General features: G+C 63.5%; 10 protein-coding genes. 1 reads left to right on the forward strand and 9 read right to left on the reverse strand.

Annotation, left to right across the window (positions count from 1 at the left end; genetic code table 11):
• Window positions 1-147: 147 nt before the first annotated feature.
• The 8 genes from I41_RS16255 to I41_RS16290 form a co-directional block, all read right to left on the reverse strand.
• Window positions 148-3,174: a PVC-type heme-binding CxxCH protein gene (locus I41_RS16255; RefSeq protein ID WP_145433974.1), complete on the reverse strand. Its 3,027-nt coding sequence runs from the start codon at window positions 3,172-3,174 to the stop codon at window positions 148-150.
• Between the two features lie 50 nt (window positions 3,175-3,224).
• Complete coding sequence (locus tag I41_RS16260) at window positions 3,225-4,319, reverse strand: TIM barrel protein (RefSeq protein ID WP_210420968.1); 1,095 nt, start codon at window positions 4,317-4,319, stop codon at window positions 3,225-3,227.
• A 71-nt stretch (window positions 4,320-4,390) separates the two neighbouring features.
• Window positions 4,391-5,557: a XylR family transcriptional regulator gene (locus I41_RS16265; protein WP_145433975.1), complete on the reverse strand. Its 1,167-nt coding sequence runs from the start codon at window positions 5,555-5,557 to the stop codon at window positions 4,391-4,393.
• A 213-nt stretch (window positions 5,558-5,770) separates the two neighbouring features.
• Window positions 5,771-7,084: a PQQ-binding-like beta-propeller repeat protein gene (locus tag I41_RS16270; RefSeq protein WP_210420969.1), complete on the reverse strand. Its 1,314-nt coding sequence runs from the start codon at window positions 7,082-7,084 to the stop codon at window positions 5,771-5,773.
• A gap of 159 nt (window positions 7,085-7,243) precedes the next feature.
• Window positions 7,244-8,224: an N-acetylglucosamine-6-phosphate deacetylase gene (locus I41_RS16275; protein WP_210420970.1), complete on the reverse strand. Its 981-nt coding sequence runs from the start codon at window positions 8,222-8,224 to the stop codon at window positions 7,244-7,246.
• Window positions 8,225-8,228: 4 nt separating this feature from the next.
• Complete coding sequence (locus I41_RS16280; protein ID WP_145433976.1) at window positions 8,229-9,416, reverse strand: ABC transporter permease; 1,188 nt, start codon at window positions 9,414-9,416, stop codon at window positions 8,229-8,231.
• Window positions 9,417-9,542: 126 nt separating this feature from the next.
• Window positions 9,543-11,084, reverse strand: coding sequence for a sugar ABC transporter ATP-binding protein (locus I41_RS16285; protein ID WP_246133686.1), 1,542 nt, complete (start codon window positions 11,082-11,084; stop codon window positions 9,543-9,545).
• A gap of 85 nt (window positions 11,085-11,169) precedes the next feature.
• On the reverse strand, window positions 11,170-12,171 hold the full coding sequence (locus tag I41_RS16290) for an ABC transporter substrate-binding protein (RefSeq protein ID WP_145433977.1): 1,002 nt from the start codon (window positions 12,169-12,171) through the stop codon (window positions 11,170-11,172).
• 218 nt (window positions 12,172-12,389) lie between these two features.
• Here I41_RS16290 and I41_RS16295 point away from each other — a divergent pair, with 218 nt between their 5' ends.
• Window positions 12,390-13,787, forward strand: coding sequence for a dicarboxylate/amino acid:cation symporter (locus tag I41_RS16295; protein ID WP_210420971.1), 1,398 nt, complete (start codon window positions 12,390-12,392; stop codon window positions 13,785-13,787).
• Between the two features lie 160 nt (window positions 13,788-13,947).
• Here the strand turns inward: I41_RS16295 and I41_RS16300 are convergent, their stop codons facing one another.
• Window positions 13,948-14,916, reverse strand: a complete 969-nt coding sequence (locus tag I41_RS16300) for a DUF4394 domain-containing protein (RefSeq protein WP_145433978.1) — start codon at window positions 14,914-14,916, stop codon at window positions 13,948-13,950.
• Window positions 14,917-14,958: the final 42 nt, after the last annotated feature.

Below are 14,958 nucleotides of genomic sequence, written 5' to 3' on the forward strand. Positions count from 1 at the left end.
GCCGCCAGCGAAGCTACGAACGAGGCTGCGTACGCTTCCGCCTACCTGTCTCGCGAAGCCGTCGCGGCGCTGCGGCCGCTGGGGCATCTCATGCAATCGACCAGGTCGACCAGCGCGGCGGGCAACGGATAGGGATGCGGTGCAGCGCTATTCGTCGTTTGGCAGCTCGACCTGTGAAGTCGACTGTAAGTAGGCGAATAGGTCGGCAATCTGGTCGTCGGAAAGCGGCGTGAGCAAACCATCGGGCATCAATGACAGCGGTTGCTCGACCATTTCCTCCACTTCGTCGCGGTCGATCGCGATCTGCTCGGTGGGCGTCTGCAGCTTGATCATCCGATCGTCCTGGGCGACGACGACGCCCGATAACGCCTGGCCGCTCGAGACCAGAATGGCAGAAGTCCGAAACTCGGCGCCGACCGATGCGCTGGGGTCGACGACGTTTTCCAGGAGATAGTTGAGATTGTGGCGGTTGGAGCCGGTGAGATCGGGCCCGATCAATTTCCCTTGTCCGTAGAGCACATGGCAGCTGGTGCAAGCTTTGTCGAACAAGACGCGGCCGCGCGAGACGTCGCCGGCCGCTAACTTCCCTCCTTCAAGGATGATGCGCAGACGATCAATCTGCTGACGCTTGTCGTCGGCTGTCGCGCGGACCGTTCCCCAGAGTCGCTCCAAGTCGGCGGTCAGCGCAGGGTCGTTCAAGGCAGCAATCTGCCGGGCTTGCGAAGCCGAGATGGCCGTCTTCGGGATGAGCGCGGCGTCGACCGCCCGCAAGAGGGCGTGCGCCGACGCTGGCCGAGATGCAAGAGCGTCGACCGCGGCGGCTTGCCCCGTTTCATCGAGCGACGGAAAGCTGGCGATCACGACATCCGGAATGCGAGCATCATCGAACTTGGCCAACCCGCGAATGGCGTCACTGGCGAGCGCCGCGTCCTTGCTCATTGTCAGAAGCAGTTCCAACATGTCGGGACCGCCGACTTGCGTCAGCGTGCGAATCGCACGACGTCGATCCGTGACGGACGCCGATTCGTCGAGGACGATCGATCGAAGGGTATCGATTGCGCGGCGATCGCTGAAGGCGACTCCGAGCTCCTGCGCAGCCGCTTGAACATCTCCCGCCGCCGAATTGAGAAAGCGGTCGGCGGCGCCATTCCATGCGGCCGGAGCGCGGACGTTGCGCCGGCCGTGGAGCGCCTCACTGGCGCCGCGCAGCATGTCGAGCTGATTGGCAGGGTCATCGAGTTCACTGGCAACGACGATCAGCTGATTCATCGCGTCAGGATTGTGATCGATTTCACTGGCAACGCGTCGAGCAATGTGTCGCCGCAGCAGCGGCATGATCGACGCCTCGCAGAGTTGCAACGCCTGATGAGGATCAGCCGCCACAGCTGGCTCTAGTCCATACCAGATCATCAAAGGCAGTCGTGGATCGCCGGCGTCGTCCAAACGCATCGCCAGACCTTTCGCGACGGACCATCGCGCGGCAGGCGCCATGCGCTGCAGGGCGGACGCCAAGTAGAGCCGAACAAGACCCGCAGGCTCAGTCGCCGCTAGCTTCGCCAAGCACGCGATCGTCGCGTCGGACAGCGTCTCGCGATCGGCAATGAGCCGGATCGCCCAGACGCGGACCTGTTCGCCCGGCTGGGTCAGTTGCCGTTGCAACCACTGGTCGTCGGCCGCGCCGATGGCAGTGAGGGCCCACATAGCGCGCAATTGCCGGGTTTGGTCGCTCTGCGAGTTGAACATCTGCAGCAGCGCGGCACGGGCTTCGCCCATCTGCTGCCCGGCGGCGTGGCGCTCGGCGAGCAACCTTCGCGACTGGCGGACGTACCAGTCATTGTTCGCAAGTTGAAGTTCGACGAGTTCCAGGTTGGTGCGGTCGCACAGATCGAACGGTTCACGCCGCGGCGTCTCGCCCCAGGCGAGGCGATAGATGCGCCCCGAAGCGTGATGGACGCCGTCGGCTTCGTGGCACTCGCCGGCGTCAGACCAGTCGGCGATGTACGCGGCGCCGTCGGCGCCCGAGATGAGATCGATGCCGCGAAACCAAGGATCTGGCACGAAGAAGAGATCGTCTCCGTGCAGACCCACGTACCCGGCGCCGCGGCGCTCCAGTCGATCGTTGTTCAGCCGTCGGCCGTGGAAATTGAGCGTGAACATCGTGTTGCGGTAGCGATCGGGCCAGTTGTCGCCCTGGTAGATCATCAGCCCGCAGTGAGCATGGCCGCCGCCGGCGGCCGAGGTCGTGTCGCTGACGGTCAGCCGGATGTCGCTCCACTTTTCGCCGGTGTCCCAATGAACGTGATCCGCGGTCTGACCGATCAGTTCGTAAAGATGCGGATTGAAGTCGGCGCCGTACATGCGCTCATAGTGTGCGCCTGGGACTAGATGCCAAAGGTGGCCGATCACGGTATTGATGAAGAACATCTCGCCATGCTGATCGAAATCGAAACCCCAAGGATTGGTAGTGCCCTGGGCGACGACTTCGAACAGGCGGCGCGTCGGGTGGTAGCGCCATACGCCGCAGTTGATACGCTGCCGCTGCGACTCCGCGGCGCCGGGCGGGCCCACCAACGAGGTGGCCAGAATGCCATGTCGTCCGTACAGCCAACCATCAGGCCCCCAGCGCAAGCCGTTGACGATGTTGTGCCGGACCGCGTCTTGATCCCAGCCGTCGAGCACGACCTCGGGCGGACCGTCGGGGACGTCGTCGCGGTTGCGGTCGGGAATGAAGAGCAGATGCGGCGCGCAAAGCGCCCACACGCCGCCGTAGCCGATCTCGACGCTGGTGAGCTTCTGCGCCTGATCCCAGAAAACAGTGCGGCGATCGGATTGGCCGTCGCCGTCGGAGTCTTCAAGAATGACGATCCGGTCGCGCTTCGTGAGGTCAAAGTTCGTCGCCTGATCGGCGTACGTGTAATTTTCGGCGACCCAGAGGCGCCCGCGCTCGTCCGTCGCGATGCCAATCGGCTGCTGGACGTCGGGCTCGCTCGCGAACAGCGTTGTATGAAAGCCCTCCGGCGTCTGAATCTCCGCGACCACACGGTCGGCCGCCGCGGGGCCTGGCGCGGCTTCGTCGGCAGCGACTGCACTTGATCCAGGCCCAAAGGCTGCGATCCACGCAGCGGCAAGAACTGCTGCGTGGATCGCGAGCGGCGAGCGACGTGAAACAATCATACTGGCGTCCAGAGTTACCAGTCGTCCTTTGCATGGGACAGTCGGTCAACTCAGACCGATCTGCTGAACTCCCGTTGCCCCTCAATCGCCGGCAGCGATTCATCGTTGACGCCGAGCAGGTGGCGCAAGGTGTAGGCGTCGAGCTCCTCGTAATCGCGATCGGCAATGAGCTGACGTTCAAGCTCGCGGTCGAAGGTACGCACTTTCTCGACGAGATGAAGAAACGTCTTGCGGCTGTTCACCAAGTGGGCCGTCGATTTGTCCTGCTTCTGCGTGCGGATCGCTTTGACGTCCAGGCCGACAAACTCGCCGCGGCGGCCGTAGCCGTTCTCCTCAAGGACGCGCACCTGGTTGAACGCCGCCCGGAGGTTGGCCGAGCCGAACGACTTGTCCTGGTCGTACTTCAATCCATTCTGGTCGTTGAGGTGGACGCTCGCCAGCTTATCGTGGGCGAGGGCGAACGCCATTTCATCAGACGGATCGAGCCCGGCGAGAATCGCGTGCGCGGTTTCGATCAGGCCGCTTACGCGGCTGGGATCGACCGAGCGATAGGCGAGCGCCAAGGCGTGACCGATCGTCGGGACATAAGCATGATCGGTCGGTTCGTTTGGCTTCGGCTCGATCCAGATCCGGCATTCCTTATCGTACTCGAGCATCGCGTTTACCGCATCGAGGATGCGATCGTAAGCGGCGCGGGCATTCTTCGATTCGCGGATGTACGAGCCTTCGCGGGCGAGCCAGAGGACAATGTTCGGCGTGCCCAGTTCGCGAGCAACGTCAATTGTCCGCAGCGAGCGATCGAGGGCGTACTGGCGATCGCTCGGGCTGTTCGAGGTGTAGCCGCCGTCCACCGTGCGGGCGTCGAACCAGAGTCGCGGGGCGACGAACTCTGGCGTCAACCCGCGATCGGCCAACATCTTGCCGACCTGGCGGGCCTTGGTCGCCACTTGACCGGCAGAAAGATCATCGATGTTTTCCACCGCGTCGTCGTCGTGGAATTGAACTCCCTCAAAACCGAGGGGACGATACCAATCGAGCTTCTCCTCAAACGAGTAGGGCGTGCGCACCATGGGGCCGAACGGATCGGCGCCCTCGCTGATGTTCCACGGGCCGAATGAGAAGCGGTAGGTCGTAGGCTGGGTCACGGCTCGATAATCTCCAATTGTTGACGAAGGTTTGGCTTGTTAGTGAATCACGAGTTTTGCTTTGCAACCGGTCAGCGGAGCGCGGCTTTGCGGATTTCTCCGGGCGTTTTTCCGGTCGCGTGTCGCATCATGGCTGTGAAATATTGCACCGACGAGACGCCGACGCGTTGGACGACTTCCTTGATCGGTATGCTGGTGGTAATCAGCAGGCGTTCAGCCGTTTCGATCTGGACGCGGCGAATTTCCAGGTGAATTGAACGGCCAATCGCACCGCGGAAGCGAGCGTCGAGCGTCGAACGCGACATGCGAGCCATATCGAGCACGTCGCGGACTTGAATCGGTCGACAGGCGTTCTGGCGAATGAAACGCAGAGCTTCGGCGACTTCGGCGTCGGCGACCGCCATCACGTCGGTGGAGTGGCGCGCGACGACGCGTTCGGGAGGAATCGCCGTACGCTGCCGCGCTGGCTGATTGCCGTTCATCATGTCGTCGAGCAGGGCGGCGGCCTCGTAGCCGACGCGCATGGCGCCTTGCTCGACGCTGGAAAGCGGCGGTTGGGCCAGTTCGCACATCACGTCGTCGTTGTCGACGCCCACGATTGCCACATCTTCCGGAACCCGTCGCCCGACGAAGCGGCAAGCCTGCAACACGTGCCGCGCACGCCCGTCATTGCAGGCCATCAGTCCGATCGGCGTCTTCAATTTCGCGATCCACTTTTGCAACGCCGCCTGCGAGAGCCGCCACTGCTTGGCCGGGCTGTGCCGCCCGGTGAAGACCTCGCACGGGAAACCTGCTTCTTCGATGGCTTCGCAGAAGGCGTCGGCCCGTTCCTTGGCCCAGCCATTGGCGCGGGTCGGCGGTTCGCTGCAAAAGGCGAATTGCCGGAAGCCGAGATCAATCAGATGTTGGGCGCCGAGTCGAGCGATCGCCCGGTTGTCGGTCCGCACATACGGTATCTGCGGATTCTCCTCATAATAGCCGTAGCCGCCGCCGACGCCGACGACGGGGATACCGAGACTAGTCACCGCTGCAGCGACGCGCCGATCGTCGAAGTTCGCCAGGATGCCGTCGCCTCCCCAGGCCTTCAGATCGGGAAGGCGGTCGATATGGTCCTCCTCAACGTACAGCGACCATTCGCGCTGCGACTGCTGCACGTAAGCGGCGACTCCCCTGACGATCCGGCGATCGTAGGGGGAGCTGGGGTCGATGATGAGCGCTACCTCGGGGCGATGCTGCATAGCTTCGTGGCCGTCCTCACGGAGTCCAGCTTACACGACAGATCACTATGCTGAGCGGCTGACCTAACAGATCGCAAAAGGTTGACGATTTTTGACAACGCCACGATAGCGCGTGCGACGAGGAGGCGCGTAACGCCGCGCAAGATTCGCGCGATCAACGCCCACGCCGGCAGCCTGCCGCTCCTTCGCGGCGGTCGTCCGCGTCGAACCGACTTATTCCGCGGCCAGATCGACGCAGATGCATTCTTCGTCGTTGCGGATGTAGGCCCGCTTGTTGGCGAAAGCGGGGGCGCACCAGACGACGCGACGACCGAAGGCGTCATTCGTCGGCTCGATGACATGGGCGCGATCGAGCTCTTCAAACCCTGCGGGCGTAATCTTGCCAATTACCAGATCGCCGCTGTCGTTAAACATCCAGCGAACGTCCCCATGGCGGACGATGAACGCCGTGCCGGAATTGGCGGGACGCTCGCTTACCGGCTCCGACGTTTCCCAGAGCCGTTTTCCTTCGGCGAGTTCGATGGCGCGCAGCGTTCCTTTCTGGTCGAACCCGTACAGGATGCCCCCCTCGGCGTACGGCTGGACATTGATGGGCGAGATCGCCTGCTGGCCTTTGTTGGCCCACACGACTTCGGCCGCCGGCTTGTCCTGAGCTACTTTCAGCAGGAGGCTCTGGTTCGAGTAGCCGCCGACATAGAGGAGGTCGCCGTCGATGACGGGCGACATAATGATTGAGCCGTTAGTCGCCGTGTACGGGACTGACCAATACTCCTTGCCGGTGGCGGGATCGACCGACGTGACGGCATTAGGGGCGAGCAGCAGCAATTGCCGGACGCCCCCCGCCTCAATGATCGTCGGCGGCGAATAACCTTGCTCGGGGGACGTCAACGCCGCCCAATTCTGCTCGCCGGTGTTTTTGTCGAACGCTACGGCGTGCGTTCCTTCGCCGCCGACGACGCAGATCACGTTATCGCCGTCGATGAGCGGGTGACTTGCGTAACCCCAGAGCGCGGTCTTAGTGTGGTAATCCTTGGGGAAGTTTTTGTGCCACAAGATCTTGCCCGTGGCAGCGTCGAGGCAATGGAAATCGCCCACGGCGCCGAGGCAGTAGACCTTGTCGCCGTCGACCGTCGGCGTGCAGCGCGGGCCGGCGGGGTACGAGATGTCGTACGCGACGGGATATTCGACCTTCCACTTCTCTTTGCCAGTCGCTTCGTCAAGACAAAGAATGCGCTCCGTGCCGCTGGTGGGTTTGCGTTCGAAGTTTGCAATCTTTACGTCGTCGGCGGTGACGTAATCCATCACGAAGACGCGGCCGTCGACCACGGCCGGTCCTGCATAGCCGCCGGCCACCGGAGCCCGCCAGAGAACCTTCGGGCCGGCCTCGGGGAACTCGTTGATGATGCCTTCTTCACGCCAAATGTTGTCGCGCCGTGGACCCATCCACTGCGGCCATTGGTCGGCAACGGTAATGGAAGTGAGCGAGACGAAAGCAACGGCCAGGAACGCGGCGCGGGACCTCGACATCGGAGTGCTCCATAGCAGTGGGCGGGATTCGTCTGGGGTGAAATCAGCGTAGCGGAGAGGAAGGCGGCGTGCCAGAGTGGCGAGGACGGGTACTAGCTGACAGCCGGGGAGCCGGCGCCAATGGGCCGCGTCGCCGCCGCCTCGAATCGCAACTGGCTATCACGGCAGCGCGGCCAGGGGATTCTCGGTGGTGAGGCGGCGGATCACGTCGGCGGGCAGCGCCAGCTTCGTGCGTAAGTTGTCCGCCATCTGCCGCAGCGTGCAGGCGGAGCCGACGAGGTGCGAACGGTCGGCCGCCCAGGTGGCGAGTTGGTCGTCGACGACGACTTCTTGCCCAGCAAGGCGATAGACGCCCGGCCCCTTGCCCGCGGCGGAGATCGCGTCGCTGACGACGATCGCGCGCTCGGGGCCGACCAGCCGCAGATAGTTTTGCAGCGCGACGAAAGGAATATGGACGCCGTCGGCAATAAAGCAGACCCAAAGCTTGTCCGCCAAGCTCAGCGCTCGCTGAATGATGTTGTCGTGGCGGTGCATCGTCAGCGGGCAGCCGTTGCCGAGATGGGTGAACATCGAGAGGCCGGCGTCGATCGAGCGGGCGAGTTGTTCCAGCGTGGGGTTGCAGTGGCCGGCGGAGACGACGACGCCGCGATCGGCGAGCCAAGCGGTGACGCGACCGTCGGCGTCTTGTTCGGGAGCGAGCGTCACGAGGCGCACCAAGCCGCCGCCGGCGTCCAGGAGCTTGGCGGCCGCGTCGACAGTCGCCGCACGGGTCGCCTGGGCAGGGTGCGCGCCGACGTAGCCCGGCTCATGGCTGATGAAAGGGCCTTCGAAGTGAATGCCGGCGACCATCGATGACGCAAGGCGTTCTCCGACCATGGAGTTGGCGATTCGTCGCGCGCGGGCGGCCATCACGTCGAGATCGTCTGTAATGATTGTCGCCAGGAACCGGGCGACGCCATCGGCCCGCATCGCTTGACAGGCCGTCTCCAGATCGTCGGCGGCGAGTTGATCGCCATTAAAGTCAACGCCAGCGTACCCGTTGACCTGTAAGTCAACGAAACCATGATCGTCGGCGTGCTGTGAAGCGGGCGAGTTCATCGGCGTCGTCAATTGGTCATCGAGCGTGTGGTGAGTCGGCAAGGCATCATCCCGCGCCGCGATGACGGAGTTTGTCGAGCGTCACAGCGGCGACGATGATCGCCCCGGTGACGATCTCCTGCATCCAGACCTCGAGTCCGATTTTCGTGCAGCCATTATTGATCGTCGACATTAATAAGGCCCCCGCGACCGTGCCGAGAATGGTGCCGACGCCGCCCGAAAGGCTGGCGCCGCCGATGACGGCCGCGGCGATGACGCCCAGTTCATAGCTGGCTCCCGTGGTCGGATCGCCGACTTCAACGAAGCTGAATTGCAAGACGCCCGCGATGCCGGTGAGGAGCGCGGCGCAGGCGTAAAGCTTGAGTTTGACTCGTTCGACGTGGATGCCGCAGAGCCGCGCGGTTTGCTCGTTCGAGCCAATCGCGTAGATGTGGCGGCCGAACTGCGTGTATCGCAGGACGCCGGCGATGAAGCAAGCCAGGGCGAGGAAAATCCAGACGCCGGGCGACCACCAGTATTGCGGTCGCAAGATGAGCGAGGCTTCGATCGGCGCCGACGGGAAGCGCATGAGGCTATTAAGCGGAGTCGCCGGTGGGTAGACGGCGGAGTTGTCGGCCAAGCCCTTAGCGGCTCCGCGCAGGGCGCCCCACATGCCAAGAGTCACGATGAATGGAGAGAGGGGAATCGACGAATTGAGCTTGCCTTCGCCCCACCACGCCGCTGCCGCAATGACCGCGGCCAGCGGCAAGGCAGCGCGGTAGTCGAGCCCGCTGCGCCAGGCGATGTAGCCGACGAGCGAGCCGGCGATGAAGGCGGCGACGCGGCCCACACGACCAATGACCATCGTACCGATGCTGAGTCCGCAAAGTCCCGCCAGACCGACGCCGATGACCGCAGCGAGGGCCGCATCGCCATAACCGCTGGCGTCGGCGGCTGAACTATCACCGCCGCTGGCGAGTCCGCGAAGCACCAGCGCGACCGTCACCGAGACAAGCGCGATCAGAGAGCCGACCGACAAGTCGATGCCGCCGGAGATGATCACCATCGTGCCGCCGAGGGCGGCGACGCCAATGACTGCCGTTTGAAGTAGGATGCTTTGCGTGTTTTCCCAAGTAGGAAAGATGTCCCAGCGCAGGGCGGCGAACAGCGACCAAACGCCCAGCAGCGCCAGCAGCGGGCCAAGTTGATCAAGCAGGGATCGGATTCGAGTTGGAAGTCGCGGATCGGCGGGCATGGCGGGATATTCTGGTCTGAACTCGTACTCAGCTTGTTTCCGAAGGCAACCGGACGGCCACGCCGTCCGGGCTCGGAGGCAAGCGTGCCTCCGGCTATTGGCTCGCGTAGGTTTTCTTGTTTGCGGTTAAGTGCGCGCTGGCTCCGTCTTGGCGCCAGTGGCCGCCAGCATGATTTCGTGCTCGCTCCACGCCTCGACGGGGCGCGCGTCGCCGAGCCGTCCGCGGCACATCACGGCGATGCGGTCGCAGAGGCCGAGCAACTCGGGAAGGTAACTGCTCACGATGAGCACGGCTTTCGGCGCACGGCCAGCCACCGAATCTCCCACGGCAAGTTCGTTGATCAAGCGGCAAATTTCGGCCTTCGAGCCGACGTCGATGCCGCGCGTCGGCTCATCAAGCAGCAGCATGTCAACGTCGGCGTGGAGCAGCCGGGCAATGGCGACCTTCTGCTGGTTGCCGCCCGAGAGGGCGCCAACTGGTTGACGGGGCGATCGGCATTTGATCCCCAATCTCTCGACCAGCGGTTGGCTCGCACGGTCTTGCGCGGCCGGCGTCACCCACCCGCGCGGCGTCAGTCCCGAGAGCTTTGGCAGCGTAATGTTCTCGGCGATGGTTAGCTCCAGCGCCAGACCCTCGCGCTTGCGGTCCTCGCTCACCAGCCCCATCCCTTGGCGCCAACGCGCGCTGGGACTTTGCCAACCTTCCAGCGTCGCGACGCGGACCGTACCGCGGGCGACCGGATCGAGGCCCATCAGTGCGCGCAATAATTCAGTGCGCCCAGCGCCGATGATGCCGGCGATGCCGACGACCTCGCCCCGACGAAGGTCGAGGGTGGCCGATTCCGGCTTCGCGACGCCAGCCAGATCCCGAATGCTCAGGACGGTCTCGCCGCAGGTCCGCGGCGTGCGCGGATAGAGATCGTCGACGGCGCGGCCGACCATCATCGCCACAATGCGATCGGCAGGCGTCGATTTGGCGTCGCCGCTGCCGGTGGTTTGACCATCGCGCAGGGCCGTGAATCGGTCGCAGATCGCTTTGACCTCCTCAAGAAAATGGGAGATGTAGACGATCGCGAGGCCGCGCTCACGCAGTCGGCGGATGAGGGTGAAGAGTCGCTCGACGTCCTGCTGCGAGAGCGTGCTGGTCGGCTCGTCGAGCACCAGGATGCGACATCCGGTCGCAACGCTGCGGGCGATCTCAACCAACTGTTGCTCGGCGACCGAGAGCCGACCCGCGGGGAGGTCGAGCGGCAGTTCGGGACGACCGATTTCAGCGAGCGCTGCTCGCGCGCGTTCGCGGAGTTCATGGCGGCGGACGAAAGGGCCGCGAGTCGGTTCGACGCCGAGCGAGATGTTTTCAGCAACCGAGAGGTCGGGCGCCAGCGAGAGTTCCTGGTAGATCATCGCGACGCCGGCAGCGCGGCCGTCGGCCGGCGTCTGCGGGCGATACGGTTCGCCGTCGAGCTGCATGGAGCCGGCGTCGGGGATGAGGGCGCCGCTGAGGATTTTCATCAGCGTGCTCTTGCCGGCGCCATTCTCGCCGACCAGGGCGTGGACTTCGCCGCTGCGAACTTCCAGATCGACGCCGCTCAGCGCCTGCGTGGCGCCGTACCGATGCCTGACGCCCGACATGGCCAACCGCGGCGGCATTGTGGGCGATGGGGCCATGGGTTGCGCGGGGGAGCGGTCCTACGGTTTGAAGAACCGGGGGTTCAGGGAAAACGTTGGCGAGAGTTCGACGCGGGCGTGGTGGCTACTCGAGCAGCGGTTTGATGGCGGGGTCGTCCATGTTCGCCTTGGTGGCCAACTTGACGTCAGTCACGACGAGCGGGTCGACCGGCTTGCCATCGAGATGGTCGAGCATCAACTTCACGCTCTGGTAGCCCATGTTGACGGGATCTTGCACCACAATGGCGTCAATTTCACCGTTGCGGAGCGCCTCGACCAGCAGCGGCGACGCGTCGAACGCGATGAACTTGATCTTGCCGGCGAGGTTCCTCTTGCGGAGGGCCAGCAAGAGACCTTCCGACGCCGTTTGGTTGGAGGCGAAAATGCCGTCAGCCTCGCGAATGACGTCGATCATGTTGAGCGCGGTTTCCTGAGCGGCGGCGGCCGAATCACCTGTGTAGCGGTCGTGGGAGAGAATCTCCGCGCCGCCCGTCTTCATTTCTTCCAGAGCGCCATCCTCGCGCTTGGTCGTGCTTTCGTGCCCTTCCATGTGGCGGAAGAGGATCGTTTTGCCCCCTTTTCCGACCAGATCCATGAGATGCTTGCCGCCGAGTCTGCCAGCGGCGGTGTTGTCGGTCGCGACAAAGCTGATGTAATCTTTGCCGGCTTCGCCTTCGACGGCGGAGTCGAAGATCAGCACCGGCAGCCCCTTCGCCGTGGCCGAGCGGACTTCCGCAGCCAGAGCGCGGCTATCGGTTGGCGCCAGCAGCATGCCGGCGACGCCGGCGTTGGTGAACTGCTGGACGACCTGCTTTTGACCTGCCCGGTCGTTCTCGCGGCTGGGACCTTTCCACAGGAGTTCAATATCGAACTCCTGGGCCGCTTTCTCGCCGCCGCGGCGAACGGTGTTCCAAAACGCCGACTGAGTCGCCTTCGGTATCATCACGATGGTCCGCTTGCCGGCTGCCGGCGCAACCGCGCCGCCCGCGGGTTGGGCATCGACCGACGCGGCAGGCTTGGAACAGCCAAGCGCCGTCAACGCGAGCAGCAAGGCGGCGGATAACCAAGTGCGACTGGATCGGCCCACGGGTGAGTTCCCATTACATGACAAGAGTGACGAAAAGGGGCGAACTACGAGTTTAGCCCCGACGAGTATGGTTGGCTATCGCCGGCTCCTGTCGGTGGCCATTGCCTGGAATCTTCCCCGAAACTCAGCTACCTTGTTGCGGCAAGATCGAACGGAGCGCGGCCCGGCGGCGGGGCGGCCACGAATCACGAAAACTCTGGCCAAGGCTGGCGATACTGATGGCTGAACTTTCAACCGCCGCTAACGACCCGTCCGCATACACGCCCCGGGGGATGGCGCTCCACACGAAAATCTTGCTCGGTTTGGTGGTCGGCGCCGCTCTAGGGATCATCTGCAATCTCTCGTTTCGCGTGCCGGCAGACGCCGCGAACGTCGCGGCGATCGATGCCAACGGCAACGGCATCCACGACACGCTGGAATGGTGGGCGATCCACGTCGCCGATCCGCTGGGGCGAGTTTTCCTTCGGCTGGTGCTCATGGTCGTGCTGCCGCTGGTGTTTTCGGCGCTCGTGCTGGGGGTGTTGGGATTGGGCGACTTGAGCCGACTCGGCAGGGTGGGGTTCACGTCGCTCTTTTACACGCTGATTCTGTCGGGCACGTCGGTGGCGATCGGCATCGGCATGGTCAACCTGATTAAGCCCGGCAAACGCCTCTCCCCCGAGCAGACGGCGCAGCTAGAGCAGGCCTACGCGACGGAGGCGGGAGACAAGGTAGCGAGCGCCGAGAAAACAAAGCCGCTCGAGCAAATCCTCCTCGACATGCTTCCCGAGAACCCGATCCAGGAGATGGCAGGAGCGCTCGACGGTAGTTCGAAGGGCAACGGCATGCTGGCCGTCATGTTCTTCGCGTTGATCTTCGGCGTGGCGCTCTCGATGGTCGAAGAATCAAAGCGGTCCGTGACGGTCGCCGTGCTGGAGAGCCTGTTCGACGCCTCGATGATCATCATCGGGTTCGCGATGCGCCTAGCGCCCTACGCGGTGGCTTGCTTGATGTTCTCGATGACCGCACGCATGGGCGGCGGGATCTTGGTGACGCTGCTGTGGTTCGTGCTAACGGTCATCCTGGCGCTGAGTCTGCAGATGTTCGTCGTCTATTCGCTTGCTCTCAAAATGTTCGCGCGCCGCAGTCCGGTGCAGTTCTTCCGCGATTCGCAAGACGCGATCCTCACGGCCTTCGGGACGTCGTCGTCAAATGCGACGCTGCCGACGGCGCTGCGGGTGTCGAACGAAAAACTCGGGATCCCGGCTGAAATTGGGCGTTTCGTCTTAACGGTCGGGTCGACGGCGAATCAGAACGGGACGGCGTTGTATGAGGGGGTCGTCGTTCTGTTCTTGGCTCAAGTCTTCGGGGTGGAATTGTCGCTCCCCCAGCAGTTGACTGTTGTGTTGATGTCGGTGTTGGCCGGGGTAGGGACCGCGGGCGTTCCAGGCGGTTCGATTCCGCTGATCGTCGTCGTCCTGCGCTCGGTGGGAGTGCCGCCGGACGGCGTGGCGATCATCCTTGGCGTCGACCGCGTGCTCGATATGTGCCGCACGACGCTCAACGTGACCGGCGACTTGACTTTGGCGGCATGCGTGGCCGCTTCCGAAGAACGCGCCGAAACGAAGCGGGATTAGGTCCGCGTGCGGCGTCACTGGCGGTAAGCCGTCGACCGATTTACGGCGGGGCTGGCGTCGGGCAATGAAAACGGCCCGCAGGAGGCGCCAGATGGGGGACTCCCTGCGGGCCGAAACATTCCAATTTATAGCGACGACAGAAGCTCGCTCCCTCGGTGCGCTACGCCTGGCGCCGCTTGTTCTTCGCGACCAACATGGCTGCCAATCCCACGGCAAGCGTCAGCGTCGTCGGTTCAGGCACGCCAGGCGCGATGGCAAAGCCGCCGTCGAAATTGCGGCCGCCGTCAACGAGGGCGCCGTTGGTAATTTGACCCGTCGCGAGGTTGACGCTGTAAAGCAAATAGGCCCCCAGCGGACCATTGATTGGCGCATCGGGGCGTTTCAGCACCGCGTAGGCCGAGTCGCCGCCAATGGTCGCATCGACGCTCGACGGATCGGTGTAAACGTCGAAACCAATGCCCCGTTGGACATTATTGATCGTGACCCCGAACGGACCAACAAGATTCAAGGTGCCGTTATTGGGGGGATTTTGGGTGTACAACGAGTTATTGCGGATGTCCATATCAAACAAAATCGTCGTGCCGCCCGCCCCAGGGATGTTGTTGATGTACGCGGCCGCATCGGTAAACGGAGAGTTGTCGCCGGGCTGAATCATGAGATCGAGATCAACCGCAGCAACCAACCCGGTGCTGGAGTCGAGCCGCAGGTTATCGCCGTTCGTCGCAATCAGCCGAATCCGCATGCTGTTGTCGCCCTGCAGCGTCTTCGGGTTGAAGTCGAAACCGAACGACTGATTGCCTGACAGGTTGTAATCGACGCCGACCGTCGGAAAGCCGGGGCCGACCGGCGTCGACGCGCCCGTGGCGATGTTAATCGTGTAAAGCTGCGTAGTGGTCGCGCCGACGTCGATGGCATACAGCTGGTTCGTGCCAGGGCGGAAGTCGATCGCTTCAGGCAGAAAGCCGACGTTGCCAATCGTCGCTGAAGTGGCCGGCGCGGTGACGTCGAAGCTGAAGAGCGTAAAGTTCGCGTCGACGCCGTAACCGGTCTGGGCGTGGGCGAGGGCAGGGGAGAGTAGCGTCAAGACGGCGCCGCACAGCAGCGCGCGCATCGATCGGGGACTGGTCATCGTTGTCGCTCCTAAGGGCAAAACTGGCGTGAAAAACGTCTT

The sequence above is a fragment of the Lacipirellula limnantheis genome (assembly GCF_007746075.1).
Taxonomy (GTDB): domain Bacteria; phylum Planctomycetota; class Planctomycetia; order Pirellulales; family Lacipirellulaceae; genus Lacipirellula; species Lacipirellula limnantheis.